Annotated in this window: 16 protein-coding genes; 12 read left to right on the top strand and 4 right to left on the bottom strand. The window is 54.8% G+C overall.

Translation table 11 applies throughout. The features are described 5' to 3' along the window. The first annotated feature begins 66 nt into the window (after positions 1-66). A complete protein-coding gene (locus LBW89_RS17505) occupies positions 67-2,082 on the top strand; it encodes an EAL domain-containing protein (protein WP_318249400.1) in 2,016 nt (671 codons plus the stop codon). A gap of 121 nt (positions 2,083-2,203) precedes the next feature. Here LBW89_RS17505 and udk read toward each other — a convergent pair whose 3' ends face one another. After that, positions 2,204-2,839, bottom strand: a complete 636-nt coding sequence (gene udk, locus LBW89_RS17510) for a uridine kinase (protein ID WP_148455146.1) — start codon at positions 2,837-2,839, stop codon at positions 2,204-2,206. A 210-nt stretch (positions 2,840-3,049) separates the two neighbouring features. On the opposite strand from udk, the gene LBW89_RS17515 reads away from it, so the two are divergent. Next, entirely contained in the window at positions 3,050-4,222 is a 1,173-nt protein-coding gene (locus LBW89_RS17515; protein ID WP_148455148.1) for a TraB/GumN family protein, read from the top strand. 496 nt (positions 4,223-4,718) lie between these two features. Here the strand turns inward: LBW89_RS17515 and LBW89_RS17520 are convergent, their stop codons facing one another. After that, the gene (locus LBW89_RS17520) at positions 4,719-5,183 is read right to left on the bottom strand and encodes an Lrp/AsnC family transcriptional regulator (RefSeq protein ID WP_148455150.1); all 465 of its coding nucleotides are present in this window, start codon (positions 5,181-5,183) and stop codon (positions 4,719-4,721) included. A 126-nt stretch (positions 5,184-5,309) separates the two neighbouring features. On the opposite strand from LBW89_RS17520, the gene LBW89_RS17525 reads away from it, so the two are divergent. Beyond that, entirely contained in the window at positions 5,310-5,744 is a 435-nt protein-coding gene (locus LBW89_RS17525) for a carboxymuconolactone decarboxylase family protein (RefSeq protein WP_148455152.1), read from the top strand. A 644-nt stretch (positions 5,745-6,388) separates the two neighbouring features. Further along, complete coding sequence (locus LBW89_RS17530) at positions 6,389-7,921, top strand: hypothetical protein (RefSeq protein WP_148455154.1); 1,533 nt, start codon at positions 6,389-6,391, stop codon at positions 7,919-7,921. A 38-nt stretch (positions 7,922-7,959) separates the two neighbouring features. Here LBW89_RS17530 and LBW89_RS17535 read toward each other — a convergent pair whose 3' ends face one another. Next, positions 7,960-8,616 carry a YitT family protein gene (locus LBW89_RS17535; RefSeq protein WP_318249401.1) on the bottom strand — a complete coding sequence of 219 codons (657 nt, stop codon included), beginning with the start codon at positions 8,614-8,616 and terminating at the stop codon, positions 7,960-7,962. 140 nt (positions 8,617-8,756) lie between these two features. Then, positions 8,757-9,680 (bottom strand): serine hydrolase domain-containing protein, encoded by a 924-nt coding sequence (locus tag LBW89_RS17540; protein ID WP_148455156.1) that lies wholly within the window; start codon positions 9,678-9,680, stop codon positions 8,757-8,759. Positions 9,681-10,071: 391 nt separating this feature from the next. Here LBW89_RS17540 and LBW89_RS17545 point away from each other — a divergent pair, with 391 nt between their 5' ends. The 8 genes from LBW89_RS17545 to LBW89_RS17580 all read left to right on the top strand — a co-directional run bounded on the left by LBW89_RS17545 (position 10,072) and on the right by LBW89_RS17580 (position 23,404). Then, entirely contained in the window at positions 10,072-11,085 is a 1,014-nt protein-coding gene (locus LBW89_RS17545; protein ID WP_148455158.1) for a LacI family DNA-binding transcriptional regulator, read from the top strand. A gap of 33 nt (positions 11,086-11,118) precedes the next feature. After that, on the top strand, positions 11,119-11,871 hold the full coding sequence (locus LBW89_RS17550; protein WP_148455160.1) for an alpha/beta hydrolase: 753 nt from the start codon (positions 11,119-11,121) through the stop codon (positions 11,869-11,871). Between the two features lie 27 nt (positions 11,872-11,898). Then, the gene (locus LBW89_RS17555) at positions 11,899-12,858 is read left to right on the top strand and encodes an ABC transporter permease (RefSeq protein WP_412067008.1); all 960 of its coding nucleotides are present in this window, start codon (positions 11,899-11,901) and stop codon (positions 12,856-12,858) included. A gap of 16 nt (positions 12,859-12,874) precedes the next feature. Next, on the top strand, positions 12,875-13,750 hold the full coding sequence (locus LBW89_RS17560; protein WP_148455162.1) for a carbohydrate ABC transporter permease: 876 nt from the start codon (positions 12,875-12,877) through the stop codon (positions 13,748-13,750). A gap of 57 nt (positions 13,751-13,807) precedes the next feature. Next, entirely contained in the window at positions 13,808-15,445 is a 1,638-nt protein-coding gene (locus tag LBW89_RS17565; protein ID WP_148455164.1) for an extracellular solute-binding protein, read from the top strand. 101 nt (positions 15,446-15,546) lie between these two features. Continuing rightward, the gene (locus tag LBW89_RS17570; protein ID WP_148455165.1) at positions 15,547-17,799 is read left to right on the top strand and encodes a glycoside hydrolase family 3 N-terminal domain-containing protein; all 2,253 of its coding nucleotides are present in this window, start codon (positions 15,547-15,549) and stop codon (positions 17,797-17,799) included. Next, the gene (locus tag LBW89_RS17575) at positions 17,796-21,227 is read left to right on the top strand and encodes a GH36-type glycosyl hydrolase domain-containing protein (RefSeq protein ID WP_148455167.1); all 3,432 of its coding nucleotides are present in this window, start codon (positions 17,796-17,798) and stop codon (positions 21,225-21,227) included. Before LBW89_RS17570 ends, LBW89_RS17575 begins: the two co-directional genes overlap by 4 nt. Before the next feature lie 1,082 nt (positions 21,228-22,309). After that, on the top strand, positions 22,310-23,404 hold the full coding sequence (locus tag LBW89_RS17580; RefSeq protein WP_225039699.1) for a threonine aldolase family protein: 1,095 nt from the start codon (positions 22,310-22,312) through the stop codon (positions 23,402-23,404). The last annotated feature ends 107 nt before the right edge of the window (positions 23,405-23,511 follow it).

A 23,511-nucleotide genomic window follows, 5' to 3' on the forward strand; every position in this document is an offset into this window, starting at 1 on the left:
AGATTATTCTGTTCATTTATTTCATTATCATATTATAATCACTTTAGACAGCAGGTGAAGACAGGAGTGAGTGCGTTGGTTATGGTGGGCATCTATAATTACTACATTGTGGCGCTATCATGTTTGATTGCCGTATTAGCTTCGTACTCTGCGCTAAATATTACGTCGCGGATTTCCCGGGCAAGCGGAGGAATCCGCTTTTTTTGGACATTGGCCGGGGCGTTCGTTATGGGTACGGGGGTCTGGGCTACCCACTTTGTAGGCATGCAGGCGGTGCATTTGGGGATGGAAGTGAGGTATGATTGGTGGCTGACCGTCTTTTCGATGTTCGCTAGCATGATGTCCTCTTGGATTGCTTTTTACATCACCTTGCCCAAGAAAGTCGGCTGGAAGGCCTTGATCCTCGGCAGCGGCGCGATGGGCGGCGGGATCGTGCTGATGCATTACATCGGGATGGAAGCGATGATTATGCCGGCCCGGCTGGAATATGATCCCCTATACGTGGCGCTGTCCGCCGTGATTGCCGTAGCCGCCTCCTTGGTGGCATTGATGTTGTTCCTCCGCTTCCGCTATCAGCCGAAGGGAAGCGGGATGAAATGGGCGGCCGCCCTGGTCATGGGGGCGGCGGTGTGCGGGATGCATTATACGGGAATGAAGGCGTCCCGCTTCCTGGGTCATCCCGGGATGAAGATGACCAACGAACCTACCGTGGACATGTTATTGCTGTACGGAGTTACCGTGATCATCCTCATCATCCTGTTTATTTCCTGGACGGCGATATTCCTGGACCGCTTCGTTCTCGAAAGCATGGCTTATCGCGACACGGTCACCGGACTGCCGAACCGGAATGAAATGAACCGCTTTTTTAATACGATTTCGGACCGGGATAGCCTGGGGGTCTTGTTCCTGGATCTCGACCAGTTCAAAGCGATCAATGACACGCTGGGGCATCCCGTGGGGGATCTGATGATCGGTCATGTGGGCCGCAGGCTGCTCCGGTTTGCGGGCGATGGCCGGGAGGTGTTCCGAATCGGCGGGGATGAATTTTTGTTTATCGTCTCCCCTTGCGACGAGGACCGGGCCAGGCGGCTGGCGGAGCATATTTTGCAATGCGTGAAGCAGGTCTATTTTATCCAAGGAAATGAACTATACATAACCGCAAGTATCGGAATCAGTCTCCGTTCACCGCATATGACGGACGGCTCCTTTCTGCTCAAATCGGCGGACACGGCCATGTACCGCGCAAAGTCGGCGGGGAAGAACCGGTACTGTTTCTACAGTAATGAAATGGAACTTCAAGAGATTCGGAGAATGGAACTCGAGAAGGATTTGAGAAAAGCGCTGGACAACCGGGAATTTTATTTGGTGTATCAGCCGAAATGGAGCGTCAAGGAAAACCGGCTGGTCGGGTGGGAAGCTTTGATCCGGTGGAGCCATCCCCGTTTGGGGACCGTGTCCCCGGGAGAGTTCATCCCGATTGCGGAGGAGACGGGCTTGATCGTTCCGATGACACGCTGGTCTTTGAAGCAGGCCTGCCGTCAATGCGTCGCCTGGGTGTCTCGCGGCATTCTTCAGCCGGTTTCGGTCAATTTGTCGGTCGGCATGTTCTGGACGGGGAGCCTGCATAGCATGATCAGCAGCGCGCTCGACGAGTCCGGTCTGGATCCCTGCCTCCTGGAGCTGGAGATTACCGAATCCATGGTATTGCATGATATTCATGAGATTATCCGGCAGATCGAAAGGCTGCGCGAGATGGGCGTTCGCATTTCCATGGATGATTTCGGCAGCGGATATTCCTCGATCGGTCTGTTGGACAGGATTCCGTTGGACGCGCTGAAACTGGATCGCCTGTTTACTAACGATCTGGAAACGCCGACGAAGCGGGCGATCATCAGCGCCATTATTCAGATGGCCGGAAATCTTCATCTGGATGTGATCGCCGAGGGAGTGGAGAACGAGGAGCAGGTTTCCTTTTTGACCGAGCTCGGCTGCCATGTGATGCAGGGGTATTATTACGGCAAACCGATGCGGGTGGAACAAGTTGACGAATGGATGCTTCGGAAAGGCATTTTATCCTCATGATCCTCATCGGAATCCCTCTTGTGCCAGGCCAAAAAGCAGGAAAAAACCGGACCGTCCTGCATGTACCCGAAAAAGGTTCATAAAGCGGGACAACGTCCGGTTATTATCATAGACGGATTCTTTATCCGACGGGCCATTCTTCTCCACCCGTCAGGTATTTCTCGGTAAGGATTCTCAGGAGCTGAATGCCGACCTCGTTATGCCCGCCCTCGGGAATGATGAGGTCGGCATATTTTTTGGATGGCTCGATAAACGCTTCGTGCATCGGCTTCACCGTGGCCAGATACTGTTGGTAAATCGAATGAATCGAGCGGCCCCGCTCCTCCATATCCCGCAGCACGCGGCGCAGCAGACGGACATCGGCATCCGTGTCAACAAACACTTTGATGTCCAGCAGCTTGCGCAGCGGTTCGTCATAGAGGACGAACAAGCCCTCGACGATGGCGATCCGGTTGGGCTGGAGCAAGACGGTTTCCGAGGTCGAGCGGGTATAGTCGGTGAAATTGTAGACCGGCGCGTGGGCAGGCAGCCCCTTTTTCAGCAATTGAAGATGTTCGATCAGCAGTTCATTGTCGAAAGCGAAAGGGTGATCGTAATTGGTCAGCAGCCGTTCTTCCATGGTCAGGTCCGCCTGGTCTTTATAGTAATTATCCTGGGATATAAATGTGACTTTGTCCGAGCCGAGCTGCTCGATGACAGAGCGGGCCACCGTGGTTTTTCCCGAACCGGTGCCGCCGGCGATTCCGATAATCAGCATGCGATTTTGTTAACCTCCTAGGCAATTTCCCGTTGAACATTCCGTTATTGTAGCACAGCGGGCGTTTTTTTTCATCTTGTCTTCCAATAGACGAGGGCCGCCGGATTATATTAAATCTGCCCAACGGCAGGCGTTTCTTATGCGGGGTTGGCTTCGACGACCGACTTCGCTATACTAATTAGATATACATAAGAGAGGAGTTACTAGAAAATGAGATTTAAAAAATGGACAGCCTCGCTGTTATCCATGATCATGTCGCTGGTTGTGCTCGTCCCTGCGACTTCGGCTGCGCCGAATACGGTATCGGTTAAAGTGGACGGAGAATGGGTACAGTTCGGTGAACATGCGCCTGTCATCGACCAAGGATCGACCCTGGTTCCCGCGGAAGAGATCTATAAAGCTCTGAAACTGAAGCCGGAGCAACAAGCCCAAAACGTTTCGGGCTCCAAAACGGTGGACGGCGTCACGTACCTCCCGGTCCGTTCGTTCGGGGAAATTTCCGGTTACGATGTACACTGGGGCGCCTCGGAGCGCGCCGTTTATATTTGGTCCAAGCAACCGGCGGCCGCCAGCGGCCGCGGCTTCCTGTGGGAAGTCGAAAATGCCGGAAATAAAGTTTACCTGCTGGGAACCATGCATGTCGCGGACGATAGCTTCTATCCGCTCGACCCTGCGATTGAAAGTGCCTTTGCCGAAGCGGATAACCTCGGAGTCGAAGTCGACGTGACCAAGGGGTCTTCTCCCGAGATGCAGAAGCTGCTGTTGGATCTGGGGACTTATCAGGACGGAACCACTTTGAAGGACCATATTTCCGAGACAACTTACGCGAAATTGGCCAAATTCCTCACCGAAAACGGGATGGAACGGGATGCGTTCGATCCGTTCAAACCTTGGGTGGTCGAAATGACACTCCAGACCCTGCAGGCCAGCAAGAGCGGGTATCAAGGACAAGTCGGCATCGATTACTATTTCGTTTCGAAAGCTATGGAGCGTAAAATTCCGGTTATCGAACTCGAAAGTTATGAATCGCAGCTGGGAATGTTCAACGAGTTCTCTCAGGAACTGCAGGAAGCCAATCTCTTGACCACGCTGAACAGTCTCCAGGCGGTAGACGACAGCGTAAACTCGATGGCCGAAATGTGGAAAACCGGCGATGATCAAGCGCTGATCGAAATGGTTAATGCCATTAAATCCAGCGGCGACGAGTACTACAAAGCCATGCTCGTGGATCGCAATGTTAAAATGACCGAGAAAATCGAAGGTTATTTGAAAGGAAAGGACTCCTCGACGTACATGATCGCTGTGGGCGCGGCTCATATGCTCGGCGAGAAGGGCATCGTAACCTTGCTCCAAGAAAAAGGCTACACCGTTACGCGTAAATAATTTGAAAGAACCCTTGCCTCGGTGATGAGGAGGGGTTCTTTTTTTGTGCTGTGGGAGAGCCCGGGATAGCCGGAGGCAGATCAGGGATAGGTTCGGGGGTGGTCGGAATAGGTTCGGGGTAGGTGGGGAGTTCGGGATAGGGTCGGGAGTTTCGGGATAGGTCGGGAGTTCGGGATAGGTCGGGAGTTCGAGATAGGTCGGGATCGTCCGAGCTAGGCCTGTCAGTGAGAATTCCTGCAAATCTGCAGGTTTTTTTCTCATATGGAGCCCCGATGGAAAAATTGATGCAAATCTGCAGCTTTTATCGGGAAATAGCATCCTGCGGCCCCAGCCGCCTGAAAATTCCTGCACATTTGCATCTTTTTGAGCGGAAGTCTAGATGGCTGGCGAAAATTCCTGCAGATTTGCATCTTTTTGTGCATGAGCGCCTCCTTGCGCCAAGTCGGGATAACGAGACGGAGCACTTGGAGCGGCGGGTAGCGGGGCAGGCATACAGTTAAAAATCAGCAGGGCCGCCGGACAACTGGTCTTTTAGCGGGGTACGAATTTTGACCTCGGAAAAAATAATGTTGGTGGAGGGAGCGGTAAACGAGGCGATTCGGTCTACAAACTCCTCGATCTCCGCCAAGTCTTTGGCGTACAAATGTACGAAGAAGCAGGCCTTCCCCGCGGTCCGCCAACAGCCAAGGACACGGGGATGATCCTGAATAAGATTCCGGAGCCGTTCGTAATCTCCATTCCGCACAGTAATTTCCATGATGCATTCCAGTCCGAAGCCAAGCCGTTTCCGGTTCAGGCGGATCGTGTAACCCTCGATGATCCCCTCGCTTTCCAGACGGCGTACCCTCTCGGTGACGGAAGGTGGGGACAGATTGACCTTTTTGGAGAGTTCCCGCATGGACAGCCGGGCGTCTACAGCCAGTTCGTTCAGGATGGCGATATCGATTTCGTCAATTTTCATATGAAACCTCTTTTTCTATAAAATGATTATATATGATCGGAAAACCCATATGATTAATATCAATTATAATTCATTCGCCCCCGGTTGGTATATATAATCAAAATAAATCCAAAGGGGGTATTTTTTATGCCAAGAATTGCTTATTCCGACCGGGGAGACACGCCGTTTCAGAGGCTGTTGGGACATAATGAGGCGATCTTGACGGAGTGGACTAGACTCGAGGAAACGTTCTATTCCGCGGGAACGCTGGATCGGAACTTAAAGGAGCAGGTTCGCCGCACACTTGCGTTCGGCAACGGCTGCGAGTACTGCCAGGCCAAGGGCCGGGCTGACGCGAGCCAGGAGGACATGCGCACCAGCCTCGCGGTCGGGTTCGCGGAGCTGTTTCTGAAGGACCGCGGCGCCATAGGGGAAGCAAGCTTTAACATCCTGCGGGAGCTGTTCACCGAGCAGGAAATAGCCGAGCTCTGCGCTTATATTTGCTTCACCACGGGCTCCCAGTTGTTCGGGGCGATGATGGACTTGAAGCCGGAAGGCCCGGCGGGGAGTGAGGGGGCTTAAAGGGAGAAATTCCCGTTAATTCGGAGGCGAACCGCCGCAGCTCACAATTAGCTGGAAAACCTCCAGCAAATCTGCGGGCAGAGGCCTCGTTCGCCCCTTTTGGGCGGTATTATCGGGATAATTTCCAGCTAAGTTCACTAGCGTTGCATGAACCCGAGGGGTCTAATGGCCGTAACCGCCACCTTTTGAAGCCGGGCGGGTGGATAACGGCCTTTTGCGGCGCTATTTTGTCGAACTTGGCTCTTTGCTGTGAAATAGCGGTCTTTTGGGGCCTTATTTTGAAAAAAAGCGGGCCAAAACCTGATTTCTGTACTCGCACCAGAGAAATAAGGCCCTTTTTAGCCGCTATTTTTCCCGAAAAAGCATATCTGGGCGAAATAGCAGCCCAAAATGCCGCTATCATAACGGGCGGTAAGTGAGATGGCGGGGGCGGCAGCACCATGTCAGGTTTGATGCAACGCCAGTGAGCTAAGTTATGTCCTATGGACGTAACGAGCTAAATTAACGGGAGAAACTTCCGTTAACGCTGGATTGAGCCACCTAAATATTAACATTTTCACCTGTCCCACCCGATAAATGAAAAGATAAATAATTCATTAACAGATTTTGGATGGTGGGAGGAAGCTATGAGAATGAGGCAAGGAATGGATAGGTTGTGGTGGCTTGCCTGCATCGTGCTGTTCGTTTTGATTACGGGATGCCAGTCGGGGGAGAACGGCAATGCAAATCCTGTTCAAGGGAAGGAGCAGGGCCTTACTTTGTTGCGCGAGCCGCTTAAAACGGTCGGGAGCAAGGACGGGACGGTTCAAATTTCCGTTCCGGAGTCTTGGTGGTTGGATGAAGGGGACCATACCTACGGAAGTACCCGTCTTGTACTTCACGGCTATGGAACAAATCGAACTCTTGTAACTTTAAGCATTATGCAGGAACTTCGCGCGGATGCTAGCGAAGGAATGACTCTCGAAGTATGGGAGAAAGAGTTGGATAAAGAGTATGCGAGTGTTGATGTACAAGTCGTCCAAACCGTAGAGATCGATGGGGTTACGGCAAAAGAGAGATATATCATGCGAATACATAATAACGCAACGGAATATGTAATGCAGACATTTTTAGAAAAGGAAGATGCATTTTACTTAATAGAAATTACCGGCCCGGAGGCGTCTTCTCACCCAAAAGAGGAGTCCCGGAAACTAATGTCGACGTTTAAAGTTCTGAAACCTGCGGAGAAGGAGCAATTTATAGAATATCAAAGTGAAACGATCGTTAATAATGATCAATCCTTGCAAATCAAGGTCCCTTTGAAATGGAACAAGATGAGGACCCCGTATGATCAAGTCGCCGAGTTTATACTGCACGACGACAGGAATGCCCAATTATTAGTTGCTAGGGTGTTCGAGTCGAAAATGACGGAAGGGAAAGAACCTGAGGCGATTGTCAATGAGAGGTTCGATTCTCTTCAACTAGTGGGACACGGTGAGAAGACCGGCTGGAGAAATCTTACCATTGACGGTCAGCCGGCGTACCAGTTGGAAGGAAGAACGGAGTTGGAGGGGGAAAAGCGAGGAGTACTGATGACAGGGCTAAAAAAAGGGAACGCTTATTATTTTTTAACGGTCACATGCCCACCCGAAGATTTTGTTTCACACAAAAGGGAGTATAAACGTATTGTGGATTCCTTCAAAGTGCTGAAAGAGGTAGAAGAACCAAACCTTTCATTTGACTTCAGTAAGGAAAAATCCAAGGTATTCAAAAATAAACGTGCTTCAATGAAGGTCGAGCTTACCGAGGTATGGAAAGAATTTAAGCTGTTTGATGATGGTGAGATTGAGCTGCGTCACGATGGCAGCGACAACACCCTTTTTACGGCATATGCCGAAGACGCCGCTGGACTCGAATCCGTAACAATGGAAGATGCTTACCAACTCTATATCGAGAGTTTAGCGCTGGAAAATCCCAGTTGGACCAAGCCCGAACCCATCAACATCAAAGGTTATGAAGCGATTTATTTTAAAGGAACTGGAATCTTCAATGGGAGAAGGGCGATGGTAATCATGGCGATTACCCGCTCATCACGTCAATTTACCCAAATGATGTTTATAGGGGAGCAGGATTTTATGGAAGCTAACGAGGATTGGTTTAAAAAAGCTCTGACCACATACAAGGAAACTCTGGACTAACCGTGAAATCTTCCCCACTCGGTACGCAGGGATGGCGCTCAGCCATCCCTTTTGTTGCGCCAGGCCATTTGCAAAACGGGCGGAAATGAAACGCGGTAGAGCCAGCTCACGATTCGGGTGGACAGCCACTGGCAGAGCAGCGCCTGGATCACGATCTGCCAGTTGATCACAACGGCCGTAAGGAGGAAGATGAAGCCGTTCATCCAGAACAGGGCTTTGCCGGGATCCACTTTCTTCTGTTTGGAAAGGGCGAGCGCGACGAATCCGATCCCGCCGTTGGACACTCTTTGCTTGAGCAGAAGGGTAATGCCGAGGCCGAGAAAGATGGAGCCGATCAAGAGGTCGAGCCAGATGTTCTCGAAGGGAGAGCGGAAGTAAACCTCGAAGAAATTGACGGATACCGCGGTCGTCGTGATGACGCCGATCGTGCCCACCGCGCTGATTTTACCCAGATACTGTATCGAAGTGATCAGAAAGAGAAAGTTCATCAGCCATAACCCGATGCTCATCGGCAGTTGAAACCAGTAGTTCAGCAGCACCGCGAGACCCGCGGCCCCGCCGGAGGGAATGGCGTGTGGAAATAAAAAGACGGCCATGGCAAACCCCTGAATCATGGAGCCGGCAAAAATCATGGAGCCTTTTTGGAGAGAACGGCGAACAAGATAGGCTTTGGTTCTGCGTGTTAATAAATTCACAAGGGACCATCCTTTATTCGAGATGAAGGCATTGGTTCGGGCCAGTCCTACAGCCTGCTTGTCACAAGTGTATGCTGGCCGGACATCGAACATGCCTTCAATCCATGGAACCGGATGTTCCAACTACCACGCATTTATTTTCAGAGCTGAGGGTAGATCTCCTCCCAAACGGCGTTCAAGATCCCCTGCATATTTTCTTCCTGACTGTTGATGGCGACCACCGCATCCCGTTCGGGAAGGACGATGCAGAATTGTCCGTACATGCCGTCGGCCCGGTAGGCCCCGTGCGTGCAGCGCCAAAATTGATAGCCGTAACCGGCCCCCCAGTCACCGCCGTCTTCGGGCGTGGCGACCTGCTTGCTCGTCGCCAGATCGATCCAGGCGGCGGAGACTAGTCGTCGGCCTTTCCACACCCCCCGGCGCAGCAAAAACTCCCCAAACCGGCTCAATTCTTCGGTGGTTAAATACAATCCGGTGCAGCCGAGCGTTCGGCCAAGCGGACAGGTATCCCAACGCACGTCATCGATTCCCATAGGTTCGAACAAGCGGGGGACCAGGTAATCCTTCACCGTCTGCCCGGTTACGGCCTCCAGCATGGCCGAAATCATATAGGTATCCCCGCTGCTGTATGTGAACAATTCCCCGGGAGGTCGGTCCAGCGGCCGGGATAAATAATGCTTCACCCAGTCGGGCTCCTCCAGCACGGCTCTCTCCTCATAAGTTAAAGGCGGGGTATCATGGCCGCTGGACATCCGCAGCAGATCGATCAACCGGATTTGTGCGGGATCCAGGGCTTCGGAGGCGCAGGAAGCCCGATCCGAACCGGCCTCGGGAAACACGTCTCCGATCCGCGTATCCAAATCCAGCCGTCCTTCCTCAAGGGCGAGGCCGACCGCCATACTCGTAAAAGATTTGCTGACGGAATGCTGTAAACGACGAATGTCGTCGGCACCCGCAAAATTTTCCGCCCCTACCGCCTCGCCATGCTGCACTACGCGAACGGAAAAAACATGAAGCCCTTCACGCTCAAGCCTTGCCTGAAACGCGGACAGATTCAGCGCCATCTTGGTTCCTCCTTTATGAGACACTCCAATCCGAATAAAGAAAGGATATTAAGTATAGGGAAACGTTTCCCTATACTTTTCTGTGGTTTATCTAAGACGATCGTAAAGGAGCGCCGCAAAAATGTCAATAACATGCCAAGCTGCGGGGGAACTCATTGGAAAATGGTGTAAATCAACTTTGTAAGCGCATTAAATCAAGAGACCCGCTTTAAAAATTGATTATTGACAACTCGGAAACATCGGGTGCATAATGTTATCCATCGAAAGAATGTCTTGCCATGGGCTGGATTTACCCTGAACGGGAAACGTTTCCCGAAAACAATGGAAATCCTGAAATCCCCGATCCACCCAGGTGGGATAAGGCATTATAGCAGAGGTGGTCCGTAAGAAAATGAATATAAAAGACATTGCAAGGCTCTCCGGAGTTGGCATTTCCACCGTTTCCAGAGTTTTAAATAATACGGGATTTGTAAGCGATGCCACCCGGACCAAAGTGATGGAAGTGGTAAAGAAGTACAACTATATCCCTAACAGCAGCGCACGCAACCTGAAGATGACGCAGTCCAACACGATTGCGCTTATGGTTAAAGGGATATCCAACCCGTTCTTTTCCAACATGATTAAAGAAGTCGAACGCCAGGTGAACCTCCGGGGCTGTCCGCTGCTGATCCAACATGTCGAAGACGGCAGCGACGAGATTAACGCGGCGCTTCAACTGGTCAAAGAGAAAAATTTGTACGGCGTTATTTTTATGGGGGGAACCTACGATCACTCCGAAGAGAAGTTCCGGCAGCTCAATATTCCCTTCGTTCTGACCACAATCACGACGACCCAGGAAGTGGATCCCACGGTCTTCTCCAGCGTCATCATCGACGATGTCCAGGAGGCCTACAAGGCGACAAGTTACTTGATTTCCCTGGGACATACGAAGATCAGCTTCCTGGCCCGGTTTCCGCTTGTACAGCATACGACGGGGAACCGGCGGCTGCTCGGTTACATCAAGGCGCTTGAGGAGCATGGCATTCCTTACGACCCTTCCCTGGTCGAGGATTGCGAGTACAGCCCAAGCTCGGGATTCACCGCCACGAAACGGCTGATGAACAAGAACAAAGATATGACCGCGGTGTTCGCGGCCTCGGATACGATCGCGATCGGGGCGGCCAAGGCGATTCTTTCCTCGGGTTTGTCCATCCCGGGCGACATTTCGGTCATCGGCTTCGACGGGATCGAGATGGCGGAGTACTACCACCCTTCCTTGGACACCATCAGCCAGCCGGGGGTAGATATGGCGAAGGCCAGCGTGGAAATCCTGTTCGACCTGATTACGGGTCAGTCGACCAACAAGCATGTCGTGTTTGATTCCGTGCTGGTCAAGCGGGGGTCCTGCAAGAAAATCGGCAAATAACGGATCGGCAAGGAAAAGGAGAGGAGCAAGCAGATGGCGCTTTTAACCGTGGAAACAGGTTCTCCTACGCTGCGGATGACGACATCCATTCATGTCATATCGCCTTGCGACGCGGGCAGGCAGGATGGGGGGACCCTCTATCTCCTGCACGGAGCCGGCGACGACGCCAGCACCTGGCACAGGCTGACCACGATCGAGCTTTATGCGCAAACTTACGGCTGCACCGTGATCATGCCGGAGGTGAATCGCAGCTACTATACCGACATGGAGTATGGGCTCGATTATTTCACCTATCTCACGCAGGAGCTGCCGGAGCTATGCGCCCGGATGCTGAACCTGGATACGGACCCCGCCAAAACCTATGTGGCCGGGCTCTCGATGGGCGGGTACGGAGCGCTGAAGTGCGCGCTGACCTTCCCCGAGAAATATGCCAAGGCGGTCTCGCTCTCCGGCGTCACCGATATCCGGGAACGCTTGCGGGATCCGGACATGCCCCCGGGGATGATCAAGGAGATGAAGGCGGTGTTTGGAGAGCGCCTGGAGGTCAAGCCGGAGCAGGATTTATACGCTTTGGCCGACACGCTCGTCCGGGAGAACAAAAGGCTTCCTTCCCTGCTCGCCTGCTGCGGGTCGGAGGATCCGTTTTGCGGAATGAATCGCGCTTTTGCCTCCTACATGGAAAAGTCACCTTTTGATTTCAGGTATGTCGAAACCCCGGGAACGCATGAATGGCGTTTTTGGGAGGAACATTTAAAAACCGCTTTTGACTTCCTGTATCACAAATAGATTCTAGTAGAGCGAGGAGATGCAAAATTGAAACCGGCAGCCGCAGTACCTCAGAATAGCCGCACCGGCGGGAATAAGCTGGGAACGTATTTCAGACAAATTTGGAAACACCGGATGACTTATACGCTTCTGATTCCCGGCTTGGTATGGCTCGTGCTATTTGCTTACATGCCGATGGGAGGTTTGTCCCTGGCCTTTAAAGACTTCAAGGCGAACCTGGGAATATGGGGCAGCCCTTGGGTCGGGTGGGAGAACTTCGAGTATGTGTTCCGGGATCCCGCCTTTATCGACGCGGTGTGGAAAACGCTTGCAATCAACGTCACCAAGCTGATCATTCAGTTTCCTTTCCCGATCATGCTGGCTCTGCTGCTGAATGAGCTCCGCATGAGCCGTTATAAAAAAGTGATGCAAACCGTATTTACCTTCCCGCATTTTTTGTCCTGGATCGTCGTTTCGGGGATCGTGATCAACGTCCTCTCTCATGACGGGCTGATCAACAGTGCCTTGACCTTGTTCGGGGCGCAGCCCATCAACTTTATGGGCTCGGAAAAACTGTTCGTGCCGATGGTCATCGTGACGGACATATGGAAGTCCGCGGGGTGGGGGGCCATCATTTATTTGGCGGCCATTTCGGGGATCGATATGGACCAGTACGAATCCGCGCAAATTGATGGGGCGACCCGGCTGCAGCAGCTGTTCCGGATCACGCTCCCGAATATTTTGCCAACCATTACCGTCATGTTCATTCTATCCGTCGGCGGCTTGATGTCCTCGGGCTTCGATCAGATCTTTAACTTGATGAACGCCGCCACGAAGAATGCGGCAGAGGTGCTTGACGTCTACATCTACCGGATTACGTTCCAATCCGCCACCGACTTCTCGTTCTCCTCCGCGGTCAGCTTGTTCCGGTCCATTATCAATATGGCGCTGCTGCTGATTGCCGACCGGGCGGCGAAGTGGATGGGCGGCGACGGGCTGTTCCGATGAGAAAGGAGTGCGAACGATGATACAGAAACGCAAATTTTCCTGGATGGATGCCATCATCTTTGTTTTGTTGACCTTGGGGGCCTTGGCCATCCTCATTCCTTTCTGGAATGTCGTCATGATTTCGTTTTCGACGCAAAAGGAATACGCCGACCATCCATTGATGATCTTCCCGAGCCAACCTACCTTGGACAATTACAGACAGCTTTTTGAGAAGGGAGGGATCGGCACCGGCTATCTCAATACCCTTAAACTTCTGCTGCTTGGCCTGCCGCTCAGCCTGTTCCTGACGACCAGTATGGCCTACGGGCTGAGCCGGACGGGATATCCGGGGAAAAAGCCGATTTTCTTCCTCGTCTTGTTCACGATGATTTTTAACGGGGGGATTGTCCCGCTGTACCTGATCATGAAGGATTTGAACCTGACGGGCAGCCTGTGGTCGGTCGTCCTGGCCGGCGGTTTCAGCGCCTTCAACATGATTTTGATGATGAACTACTTCCACACCCTGCCGGAGTCGTTGATGGAATCCGCGCGGCTGGACGGTGCGGGAGAGTGGAAAATCCTGTTCTCGATTATTCTTCCGCTATCGGCGCCGATCGTCGCCACAATTACGTTGTTTTACGGCGTGGCGATCTGGAACGGCTGGTATGACGCGATGATCTTCCTCCGGAAAGCCGAGCAGATGCCGCTGCAGAACGTGCTGCGCAGCATCATCGTGGAGTCGCAACTGAACACGTCCAACGCGGCCAGTCTGGATGCCTCGGCGGGTCAGAGATTCTCGATGGGGATGAAAATGGCGGCGGTTTTCGTCACCATGGTGCCGATCATGTGCTTTTTCCCGCTGCTTCAAAAGCATTTCGCCAAAGGGGTTATGACAGGGGCTATCAAGACCTGATTCATACACATAAAATTCTCGCTTTGCAACTACTTAAAAAAACAGGGAGGTCAAAACATGAAAGCAACCCAATGGCTTTCGATCAGAAGAATTATGGTTTTATCGCTGTGCATCGTCCTGATGGCGGTGACGGCCGCTTGTTCCAAAGGGGAAGGTAACAGCGGAAACGGCGGAAATGCGCAAGGCTCGAATGCAAGCTCAGGCGGCAATGCCAAAGACGGCTACGACAAGAAACTGAAAATTTCTTTGGCCAGTACGATCAAACTGGAAAAACCCGACGTGCTGGATAACGAATTCCATAAATATTGGTCGGACAAGTTCAATTTGGAGTGGGACTACAACTATGTGGAATGGGATTCCTGGCCGGAAAAGCTCCGCCTGTGGATCAACTCCGGCGACTTGCCCGATGTAGCCAGCTGGAACTATGTGCATGGCGACGCCATTAACTATATCGAACAAGGGTTATTATACAAGCTCCCGGACGACTGGAAAGAGCGCTGGCCAAACGTAGCTGCGGCCTATAAACAAACCGGGCTCGGCGAAAAGCTGGAGGAGTTGACCGGCGGAACTTACGTATTGCCGAAGCCGGTGTATTTCGAGAACAAGCCGGCCGATCCGCTGTTGAACCAAATTGGGGTCATCGGCCTGCGTAAAGACTGGGCCAAGGCTGTCGGTTTTGAACTCAAAGACGCTTATACCGTCGGAGAACTGATGGAATACGCCCGGCTGCTTAAAGAAAAAGATCCTGGCAAGGTAGGCAATAAACTGGTGCCGATTTCTTTCGACATCAACGATTCGCTGACCAACATCATCATGGCAAACAGCGCGCATTCCCGCGTAGAATCGGCCTTCTATAAAGGCGCAGACGGCAAGTATCAATGGGGTCCCGCCAACGAGGAAACTTTGAACGCGTTGAAGCAGTATCAAGCCGCATACAAAGAAGGATTGCTCAGCCCCGAATTCTATACATGGAAAAGCCAGGAGGCCAGCCAGAAATTCTCCATTAACGGCGTAGCCGGTATCACAAGTATTGGCGGTCTGGCTTCTTACAGACAGGATATCGATACGCGGATGAGAGAGAACCTGGGCCTCGACAGCTCGGAAGTGGTGCACACGGCGATCGTGCTCGGCGATGACGGGAAGTACCGTAACCTGGAGCAAGCGAACTTCTGGTCGAGCATTATTTTCTCGCCGAACATCAGCAAAGAGAAATTCGAACGCGTTATGGATTTGATGGACTATTCGATCAGTCAAGAAGGACAGCTTCTGCTGAATATGGGATTTGAAGGAAAAGACTGGAAGTATGACGAGAACAAGGAACTCGTCAGCCTGCTTCCGGAAGGAACGACCTTGGAGAAGAAATACCCTAGCCGCTTCGAAGGCCTTTATCTGCTGGGCGACGACTTCAGCGTCGTGAACCCGGCGATCAAGAAAGAATTCCGCGAAAGAGCGGTCAAGCACTATCAAGACAAGGCGAAGCTCAGTACGGAAGGCGGAGCGATGGCCGAGTACGATTGGGATGTACAATTGTATGACTCCAAGGCCAAAAATCAGGCCGGCTTCGACTACGCCACAGAATACACCAACCTGATCTTGCAGGAAGGGGATCTGGAAGCGAACTGGAAAGCATGGGTGAACAGCAAAATGTCGCTCGTGCAACCGGTGCTCGACGAATTGAACAGCCTGAAGAAATAGGCAGCAGGCCAAGAACCCGGCGTGGGTTTCCCGCACCGGGTTCTTCCATTCATTGGCGCGCTGCGAATCAAAACATAAGCAAAAGCGATGGAGGACTAGACATGGACAATCAGCAGCTGCTTACAATGGTGACGCAAATGACACTGGAGGAAAAGGTTGCTCAGCTGATGCAATTGGCGGCTCCGTTCTTTGAAGGGGCGGAGGGAGAAGGGCAAATCACGGGTCCGATGAAATCGATGGGCGTGACGGAGGAGATGGTGCGAAACAGCGGTTCGGTGCTGGGGTACGCGGGCGCCGAAGGAACAATCGCCGTTCAGAAAGCGCATTTGAAAAAGAACCGGCTGGGCATTCCTCTGCTCTTTATGGCGGACATTGTGCATGGCTTCAAAACCATATTCCCGATCCCGCTGGCGATCGGCTGCTCCTGGGATCTTCCGCTGGCCGAGCGGAGCGCGGAAATCGCCGCCCGGGAAGCCGCGGTCTCCGGCGTTCACGTGACCTACGCGCCGATGGTCGATCTCGTCCGCGACGCCCGGTGGGGAAGAGTCATGGAGTCGACGGGGGAAGACCCTTACCTGAACAGCGAGCTCGCACGGGCTTTCGTGCGCGGCTTCCAGGGCCAAAATCTGCGGGAGGATGTACAGCGGGTGGCCGCCTGCGTGAAGCATTTCGCCGCTTACGGATTGTCCGAGGGCGGGAGAGATTACAACACCGTGGACCTGTCGGAATGGCAACTGCGCGAGTATTACCTTCCGGCTTACCGGGCCGCCCTGGACGAGGGCTGCGAGATGGTTATGACCTCCTTCAATACGGTCGACGGCGTACCGGCAAGCGGAAACACCAGACTGATGCGGAAGCTGCTGCGGGAGGAGTGGGGCTTTGACGGCGTCCTGATTTCGGATTGGGGCGCGGTGAAAGAATTGATCCCGCATGGGGTGGCCGAAGATGAAGCGGAAGCCGCCTATAAGGCGATACAGGCAGGGGTAGATATAGAAATGATGACCTCCTGTTACGTCCATCATCTGCCGCGGCTTGTCCGGGAGGGACGCGTGGAGGAGGAAATTATCGACGAGGCGGTGCTGCGCATATTGCAGTTGAAGGAGAGGCTGGGCCTCTTCGAGCGGCCGCACCGCGGGGCGGATCCCGAGGCGGAGAAAGAAATCGTCTTCTGCGCCGAACACCGGGCCGCCGCGCGAGAGCTCGCCGAGAAATCGTGCGTGCTGCTGAAGAACGAGCGCGGCGTCCTGCCGCTGGCCCGCGGACAGCGGGTGGCCCTGGTCGGGCCGTTCGCGCAGAGCGGCGACATCCTGGGGCCGTGGTCGTGGACCGGATCGCGCAAGGATGCGGTCCGGCTGGACACGGCCATGAAAGCGGCCGCCGCGGAGCCGGGCGACATCTCCGTGGCCGAGGGCTCGGGCATCGAGGCGATGACGGAAGCCCAATGGGCGGAGGCGGCCCGCGCCGCCGCCGACGTGGACGTCATCGTGCTCGCCCTCGGCGAGTCGTCGGAGATGAGCGGGGAAGCGGGCAGCCGCGCGGATATCACGCTGCCGGCGGCGCAGCTTGAGCTGCTTCGGCGCATGAAGGCGCTCGGCAAGCCGGTGGCCGTCGTGCTGTTCAACGGCCGGCCGCTGGACCTGCGCGGCGTGTACGACACCGCCGACGCGGTGCTGGAGGCCTGGTTCCCGGGCAGCGAAGGCGGCGCGGCGATCGCCGCCCTGCTGTACGGGGACGCCAACCCGTCCGGCCGCCTCAGCATGTCTTTCCCGGCCGCGGTCGGACAGATCCCGGTTTACTACAACCATTTCAGCACCGGCCGCCCGCTCGGCGCGCCGGATGCCCAAGAGCGCTATGTTTCGCATTACCTGGACCTTCCGAACGAACCGCTCTTGCCGTTCGGTTTCGGGTTGAGCTACACGACGTTCATTTACGGCAAGCCGCAATTGTCCGGGAAAATCATGACGCCGGACCGACCCCTGGAATTATCGGTGGTGCTGACGAACGCCGGTCCGGCGGAGGGCGAAGAGACCGTACAGCTCTATATCCGCGATTGGGTGGGGGATACGGTTCGTCCGGTCAAAGAGCTGAAGGCTTTTGCCAAGGTACGCCTGGCGGCCGGGGAAAGCAGTGAGGTTCGTTTCACGGTAACGGAACAAATGCTCCGTTACACGCATCAGAATCTGGAGTTTGCCAGCGATGCCGGACAATTCTCGGTATTCGTGGGGCCGAACAGCCGCGATGCCGAGGAGCTGCGATTCCGGCTGGAGAAAGGCCCCGTCACGTCGGGAATCCGGCTTCAGGGAGCAAGCCTCGGGAACAACCAACACGAACAGATGGGGAGTGAAATGCGATGACCAAACAGGTGCATCAATATCAGCTGGAGGCCGGAGGCCTGACCTTTTCCTTTTTGAATAGCGGCGATCTGTATCAAGCTTCGTCGGAGACCACCATGATCAATCAGCTTCTGCCGCACGCCGCCGACGGCGCGCTGGGGAATCTTTACCTGCGCCTGCACCGAGAGGACGGCATTCGGGCCGTCCCGCTGCTGGGCATCCGTTCCGGCGCTTCGGTGAGCCGGACGGCGCGCCGGATGATTTGGAACGGGATTGCGGAAGGCATCGGGTACCAGGTTGTGTTTACGCTGACCGGGCGGGGCGTCTGGTTCTGGGAGGTTACGCTGGAAGGCGGCCGGGGCAAGGCGGACGTGCTGTACGGGCAGGACATCGGCATCGCCGCACCGGGCGCGGTCCGCAGCAACGAGGCCTATTTGTCCCAATATATCGACCATGCCGTATTCGAGGACGAGGAATGGGGTTACGTGGTTTGTTCCCGGCAAAATCAGCCGCAGGGCGGGCGCTTTCCTTATATCCAGCAGGGCGTGTTGACGGGGAGCGCCGGTTTTTCCACGGACGGGTTTCAGTTTTTCGGTTTGTCCTACAAAGAAACCGACGTGCCGGAAGCCCTGACCCGTCCGAAGCTGGCGAATGAGGTGTATCAATACGAGTTCGCATACACCGCCTTGCAGACCAAGACTGTGGAACTCGGCGGGGGAGCCCCGGTTCGTTTTGTTTTCTATGGCCTGTTCAAGGAAGATCATCCGTTTGCGATAGAGCGTCTGGAATTCCGCGAGGAGATTCGTGCGGCCTGGAGCGAGGCGGAGTCCGGGAACCCGGCTGCGGCGGAAACGGAATCGGAAGCGGAAGCGGATGCGGATGCGGAAGTTCTGCCGCGCGCCGTACGTTCCCCGGAAATCGGCAAGCCGATAACGGGGCGTTCGCTGACCGCGGAGGAACTGGATCGGTTGTTCCCGCGGCGCAAGCAGGAGGAGCGGGAGGACGGACAACTGCTGTCGTTTTTTACGGACACCTACGAGCACGTGGTATTGAAAGAAAAAGAACTGCGCGTGGAACGCCCCCACGGCCATATTTTGATGAGCGGCGGTAACGACCGGATGAACAGCCGGGTGATCACGACGACTTCTTATATATATGGCGTGTTCAATTCGCAGGTCGTGATCGGCAACACCAACTTCAACAAGCTGATGTCCAACACCCGCAATGCGCTCAACGCCGCCAAAACATCGGGCCAGCGTTTATATATCGAGCAAGGCGGCGTCTACCGCCTGTTGACCATGCCTTCGGCTTTTGAGATGGGCTTCAACTACGTGCGGTGGTACTATCAATTGAGCGATGATCTGCTTACGATCACGAACTACACCCGGAATGACTCGCCGGAGGTGGTACTGCACTTTGCCTCCGCGAACCGTAACACCTACCGCTGCCTCGTCACGAATCAGATTACGATGCACGTGAACGAGCATGAAATCCCTTACCGGTTCGAGGTGGACGGAGAGAACGCCGTGATTTTCCGGGCCGACCCGTCCGCGCTCAGCGCCGGGGCAGACGCGTACCCTGGATTGCAGTACCGGATGGAGGTTTCCGGGGGAGCCGGCATGGGGATGAAGCTGTTCGACGACCGCAAGCTGGTCTCGCTGCCGCAGTCGGAAACGGCCCCGCTGGCCGTGCTGGAGTTGAATCCGGCCGCTTCGTGGTCCTTGACGATCCAGGCGCAGTTGGAGGATGAAGCGGCGGCGGGGGCGCCTTCGCTTTCCTCCTCCGTCCCGGCCTCCGCGGAAGAGGAGATCGCCCGCTACCGCGAATTTTTCCGCGGCGTCATGAACGGTTTCCGCCTGTATCGAAACGGCGGCGACGAGGGCGAGCTGTTCAAAGTCAATGCGCTGGCCTGGTGGTACACGCATAACATGCTCGTCCACTACTCGGTGCCGCACGGGCTGGAGCAATACGGCGGCGCGGCTTGGGGGACGCGCGATGTCTGCCAGGGGCCGGTCGAGTATTTCCTGGCGACCCGCAAATATGACCGGGTCCGTGAAATTTTGCTGACCGTCTTCGCTCACCAATACGAGGATGACGGAAACTGGCCGCAATGGTTTATGTTCGACAATTACACCCGCATCCAGCAGGAAGAGAGCCATGGCGATATTATCGTCTGGCCCCTCAAGGTCCTGGGCGATTACCTGGCGGTGACCGGGGATTACGGCATTCTGGACGAACCCATTCCGTACACACGGAAAGGTTCCTTCGACTTTACCGCCGAGACGGCGACCTTGATGGAACACGCGGAAAAAGAAATCGGCTATATCCGGCGGCACTTCCTCCACGGCACCCATTTGTCCTCCTACGGGGACGGGGACTGGGATGATACGCTGCAGCCGGCGAACGCGCAGCTGAAGCAGTACATGATCAGCAGCTGGACGGTGGCGCTGACGTACCAAACGATCGGCCGGTTTGCGCAGGTGTTGTCCGGCGTCCGTCCGGAAGCGTCGCAGGAGCTTCAGGATATGGCGGACGGCATTCGCGCCGATTTCGGCAAGTACATGCTGGGGACCGGCGTCATTCCGGGCTTCGTGTACATGGAGCGCCCGGAGGAGGCCAAGCTGATGCTGCATCCGAGCGATACCGAAACCGGCATCCAGTACCGGCTGCTGCCGATGACGCGCAGTATGATCAGCGAGCTGCTGACGCCGGAACAGGCGGAGGCGCATTACCGGTTGATCCGGGAGCAGTTCTACTGCCCGGACGGCGTGCGTCTGATGAACCGTCCGGCCCAATATGCCGGCGGGGTCAGCACGCACTTCAAACGCGCGGAGCAGGCGTCCAACTTCGGCCGGGAGATCGGCCTGCAGTATGTGCACGCGCATATCCGCTACGTGGAGGCGATGGCCAAGCTCGGCAAACGCGATGAGGTTTGGCGCGGCCTGGCAATGATCAACCCGGTCGGCCTCCGCGAAGTGGTGCCGAACGCGGAGCTGCGTCAGGCCAACGCGTATTTCAGCAGCTCGGACGGGAAGTTCAACAACCGGTACGAGGCGCAGGAGCGTTTTGACGAGCTCCGCAGCGGCGCCGTGCCGGTCAAAGGCGGCTGGAGAATTTACTCCAGCGGCCCGGGAATCTATATGAATCAGTTGATCTCCCAGGCTCTCGGCGTTCGCGAAGAGAGCGGGGACCTGATTCTGGATCCGGTGCTGCCGGAGTCTCTTGACGGCGCGGCCTTCGATTTTGAGGTGGCCGGATCGCCGGCGACGATCGTCTACCGCCTCACGGGCCGGTCCGCGATCGAGCGGGTTACGGTCAATGGCCGGGAGGCGGCGGCCGAGCCGATGAGCAACCGCTACCGGGCCGGTGGCGTGCGCATCCGCCGCGCTGAACTCGAGCGGCTAGCCGAAAGCTCGCGCGAGCGCCAGGTCATCGAGATTCATATGTAACAATGTAAGGAAATCGAGAAGCCGCCCCGCCGTTCATCCGATGAACGAGGGGCGGTTTCTTTTTAAATTATGCGGCCTCCGTCCGCCGGATGCTGACGATGAATCATCTTCGTCGTCGGATCGATCGTCCTCGTCGGATCGTCCTCGTCAAACCGCCGCCGAAATTCTAACGGAAATAATAGCCGTTATTTGCCCCAAATCGGCGGTTTTCAAAAGCTAACGGAAATAATAGCCGCTATTTGCTGAAAATCTGTCCTTTTTGGCGGTGAGGCAAGCAAATAGGCGCTATTATTTCCGTTAGAATGCGGGAAAAGCGCTTTTTGCCGAAATAGCCGCTACTGCGTCCGTTAGATTTACGTCTGACGTAGGCGGTTGCTGCGTCCGTTAGAATTACGGCTGACGTAGGCGGTTGCTGCGTCCGTTAGAATTACGGCTGACGTAGGCGGTTGCTGCGTCCGTTAGATTTACGGCAGACGTAAGCCGCAGCTGCGTCCGTTAGATTTACGGCAGACGTAAGCGGTTGCTGCCTCCGTTAGATTTACGGCAGACGTAAGCCGCAGCTGCGTCCGTTAGATTACGGCAGACGTAGGCCGCAGCTGCGGCCGTTAGATTTCAAACTGGCGTACAGCCGCTGCTGCCTCGGTTAGACTTTTAGCTGACATATTCCCGCTGCTGCATCCGTTACAATTTCGGCTGGCGCTTGGCTGCCGCTGTTCCTTTCCCGTAAGGGGGTATACAATAGATTCAACGCAATTCGAATCCTATGGGTCATTTATCGATGACCTTACAGATTACCTTACAGATCATCTTTATCGATGAGATCATAGGTTTAAGCTAATGAGCTTGGGAAATTATCGGGATTTTCTCCCGTTAATTGGATGTCAACGCCACCGTAGAGGGCGATTAGCTGGAAAACCTCCCGTAAATTCAACTGAAATCGAGTAATTGGCGGTTGGGGGCACGTAATAGATGGAGTTTTTCCAGCTAAATCCGATTCAGGGGGCTATAGCGGTCAATTAACGGGAGGTTTTCCCGCAAATACGCGGTAACCATTAGCGGTAACATGAAAGGAGCGGACCAGGATGAGCGAGCGGCCGACATTGGCGGAGGTTTTCAGCCGGGCGGAGTACCGGTTATCGGGGCACGGGCCGAGAAATGCGGACGTGCTTAAAGCGGTATTGGAGCAGGTTGACGGGAATATGGAGAGCGACATGTACGGCAAGGGCAAGGTGATTGAAGATTTTCAGGAGGAGATGGCGGCCTACCTCGGCAAGGAGGCGGCGGTGTTTTTTCCGAGCGGCACGATGGCGCAGCAGATAGCCTTGCGAATCCATTGTGATGAGAACAAGCTCGCGCAGGTTGCCTATCACCCCCTCTGTCATCTGGAGATCCACGAGGAAGACGGGCTGAAGGAGCTGCATGGCATCCGGCCGATTTTGCTGGCCGACCGGCACCGCCTGATTACGCTGGAGGATGTGACCGGGCTCGGGGAGGAGATCGCCTGCCTGCTGCTGGAGCTTCCCCAGCGTGAAATCGGCGGGCAGCTGCCGGAGTTCCGGGAGCTTGAAGCGATTGCGGCGTACTGCCGGGAGAAGGGCATCAAGCTGCATCTGGACGGGGCGCGGCTGTTTGAAATTCTTCCGTACTACGGAAAGACGGCGGCGGAGGTCTGCGCGCTGTTCGACAGCGTGTATGTTTCTTTTTACAAGTCGATCGGGGGGATTGCCGGGGCGATTTTGGCGGGGGACGCGGGGTTTGCGGAGCAGTCGAAGGTTTGGAAAAGAAGGCATGGCGGCGATCTGATCAGCCTGTATCCGTATATTTTGACGAGTGCGCATTACTTCAAGGAACGCATCGGCCGAATGGACCGTTATTACCGGGAGGCCTTGGCGCTGTCCGAACAATTTCAGGCTTGCCGTGGAGTAACGACCCGGCCGGCGGTTCCCGTGTCCAACCTGTTTCATGTTCACTTCGACGCGCCGAAGGACAAGGTGGAGCCGCTGCTGATTGCGCTCTGCGAAGAGACCGGTATCGGGGTGACCGGGAGTTTGCGGGACTTTGACGGAGAGACGAGCTATTTTGAACTTAGTGTGGGGGATGGTTATGCCTTGGTGCCGGAAGAACGGCGCAACGACATGTTCCGATCCTTGGACGGCAAGTTGAGCGGTATTTTGTAATATGCGTTTTAAGACCCATGGCTCACAGGCTGTGGGTTTTGATATACTTCCTGGAGAGTTCCGCAATTTTCCATAGCAGGATACAAGAAATACATACTCGAATGGAA

This window comes from Paenibacillus sp. alder61, assembly GCF_020179875.1.
Lineage (GTDB): Bacteria > Bacillota > Bacilli > Paenibacillales > Paenibacillaceae > Fontibacillus > Fontibacillus faecis.

Excerpts from the sequence above, each read along its gene's own strand:
- udk (WP_148455146.1), bottom strand. The coding sequence starts at position 2,839 with ATGCTGATTATCGGAATCGCCGGCGGCACCGGTTCGGGAAAAACCACG.
- LBW89_RS17515 (WP_148455148.1), top strand. The coding sequence starts at position 3,050 with ATGAGATTTAAAAAATGGACAGCCTCGCTGTTATCCATGATCATGTCG.
- LBW89_RS17520 (WP_148455150.1), bottom strand. The coding sequence starts at position 5,183 with ATGAAAATTGACGAAATCGATATCGCCATCCTGAACGAACTGGCTGTA.
- LBW89_RS17525 (WP_148455152.1), top strand. The coding sequence starts at position 5,310 with ATGCCAAGAATTGCTTATTCCGACCGGGGAGACACGCCGTTTCAGAGG.
- LBW89_RS17530 (WP_148455154.1), top strand. The coding sequence starts at position 6,389 with ATGGATAGGTTGTGGTGGCTTGCCTGCATCGTGCTGTTCGTTTTGATT.
- LBW89_RS17540 (WP_148455156.1), bottom strand. The coding sequence starts at position 9,680 with ATGGCGCTGAATCTGTCCGCGTTTCAGGCAAGGCTTGAGCGTGAAGGG.
- LBW89_RS17545 (WP_148455158.1), top strand. The coding sequence starts at position 10,072 with ATGAATATAAAAGACATTGCAAGGCTCTCCGGAGTTGGCATTTCCACC.
- LBW89_RS17550 (WP_148455160.1), top strand. The coding sequence starts at position 11,119 with ATGGCGCTTTTAACCGTGGAAACAGGTTCTCCTACGCTGCGGATGACG.
- LBW89_RS17560 (WP_148455162.1), top strand. The coding sequence starts at position 12,875 with ATGATACAGAAACGCAAATTTTCCTGGATGGATGCCATCATCTTTGTT.
- LBW89_RS17565 (WP_148455164.1), top strand. The coding sequence starts at position 13,808 with ATGAAAGCAACCCAATGGCTTTCGATCAGAAGAATTATGGTTTTATCG.
- LBW89_RS17570 (WP_148455165.1), top strand. The coding sequence starts at position 15,547 with ATGGACAATCAGCAGCTGCTTACAATGGTGACGCAAATGACACTGGAG.
- LBW89_RS17575 (WP_148455167.1), top strand. The coding sequence starts at position 17,796 with ATGACCAAACAGGTGCATCAATATCAGCTGGAGGCCGGAGGCCTGACC.
- LBW89_RS17580 (WP_225039699.1), top strand. The coding sequence starts at position 22,310 with ATGAGCGAGCGGCCGACATTGGCGGAGGTTTTCAGCCGGGCGGAGTAC.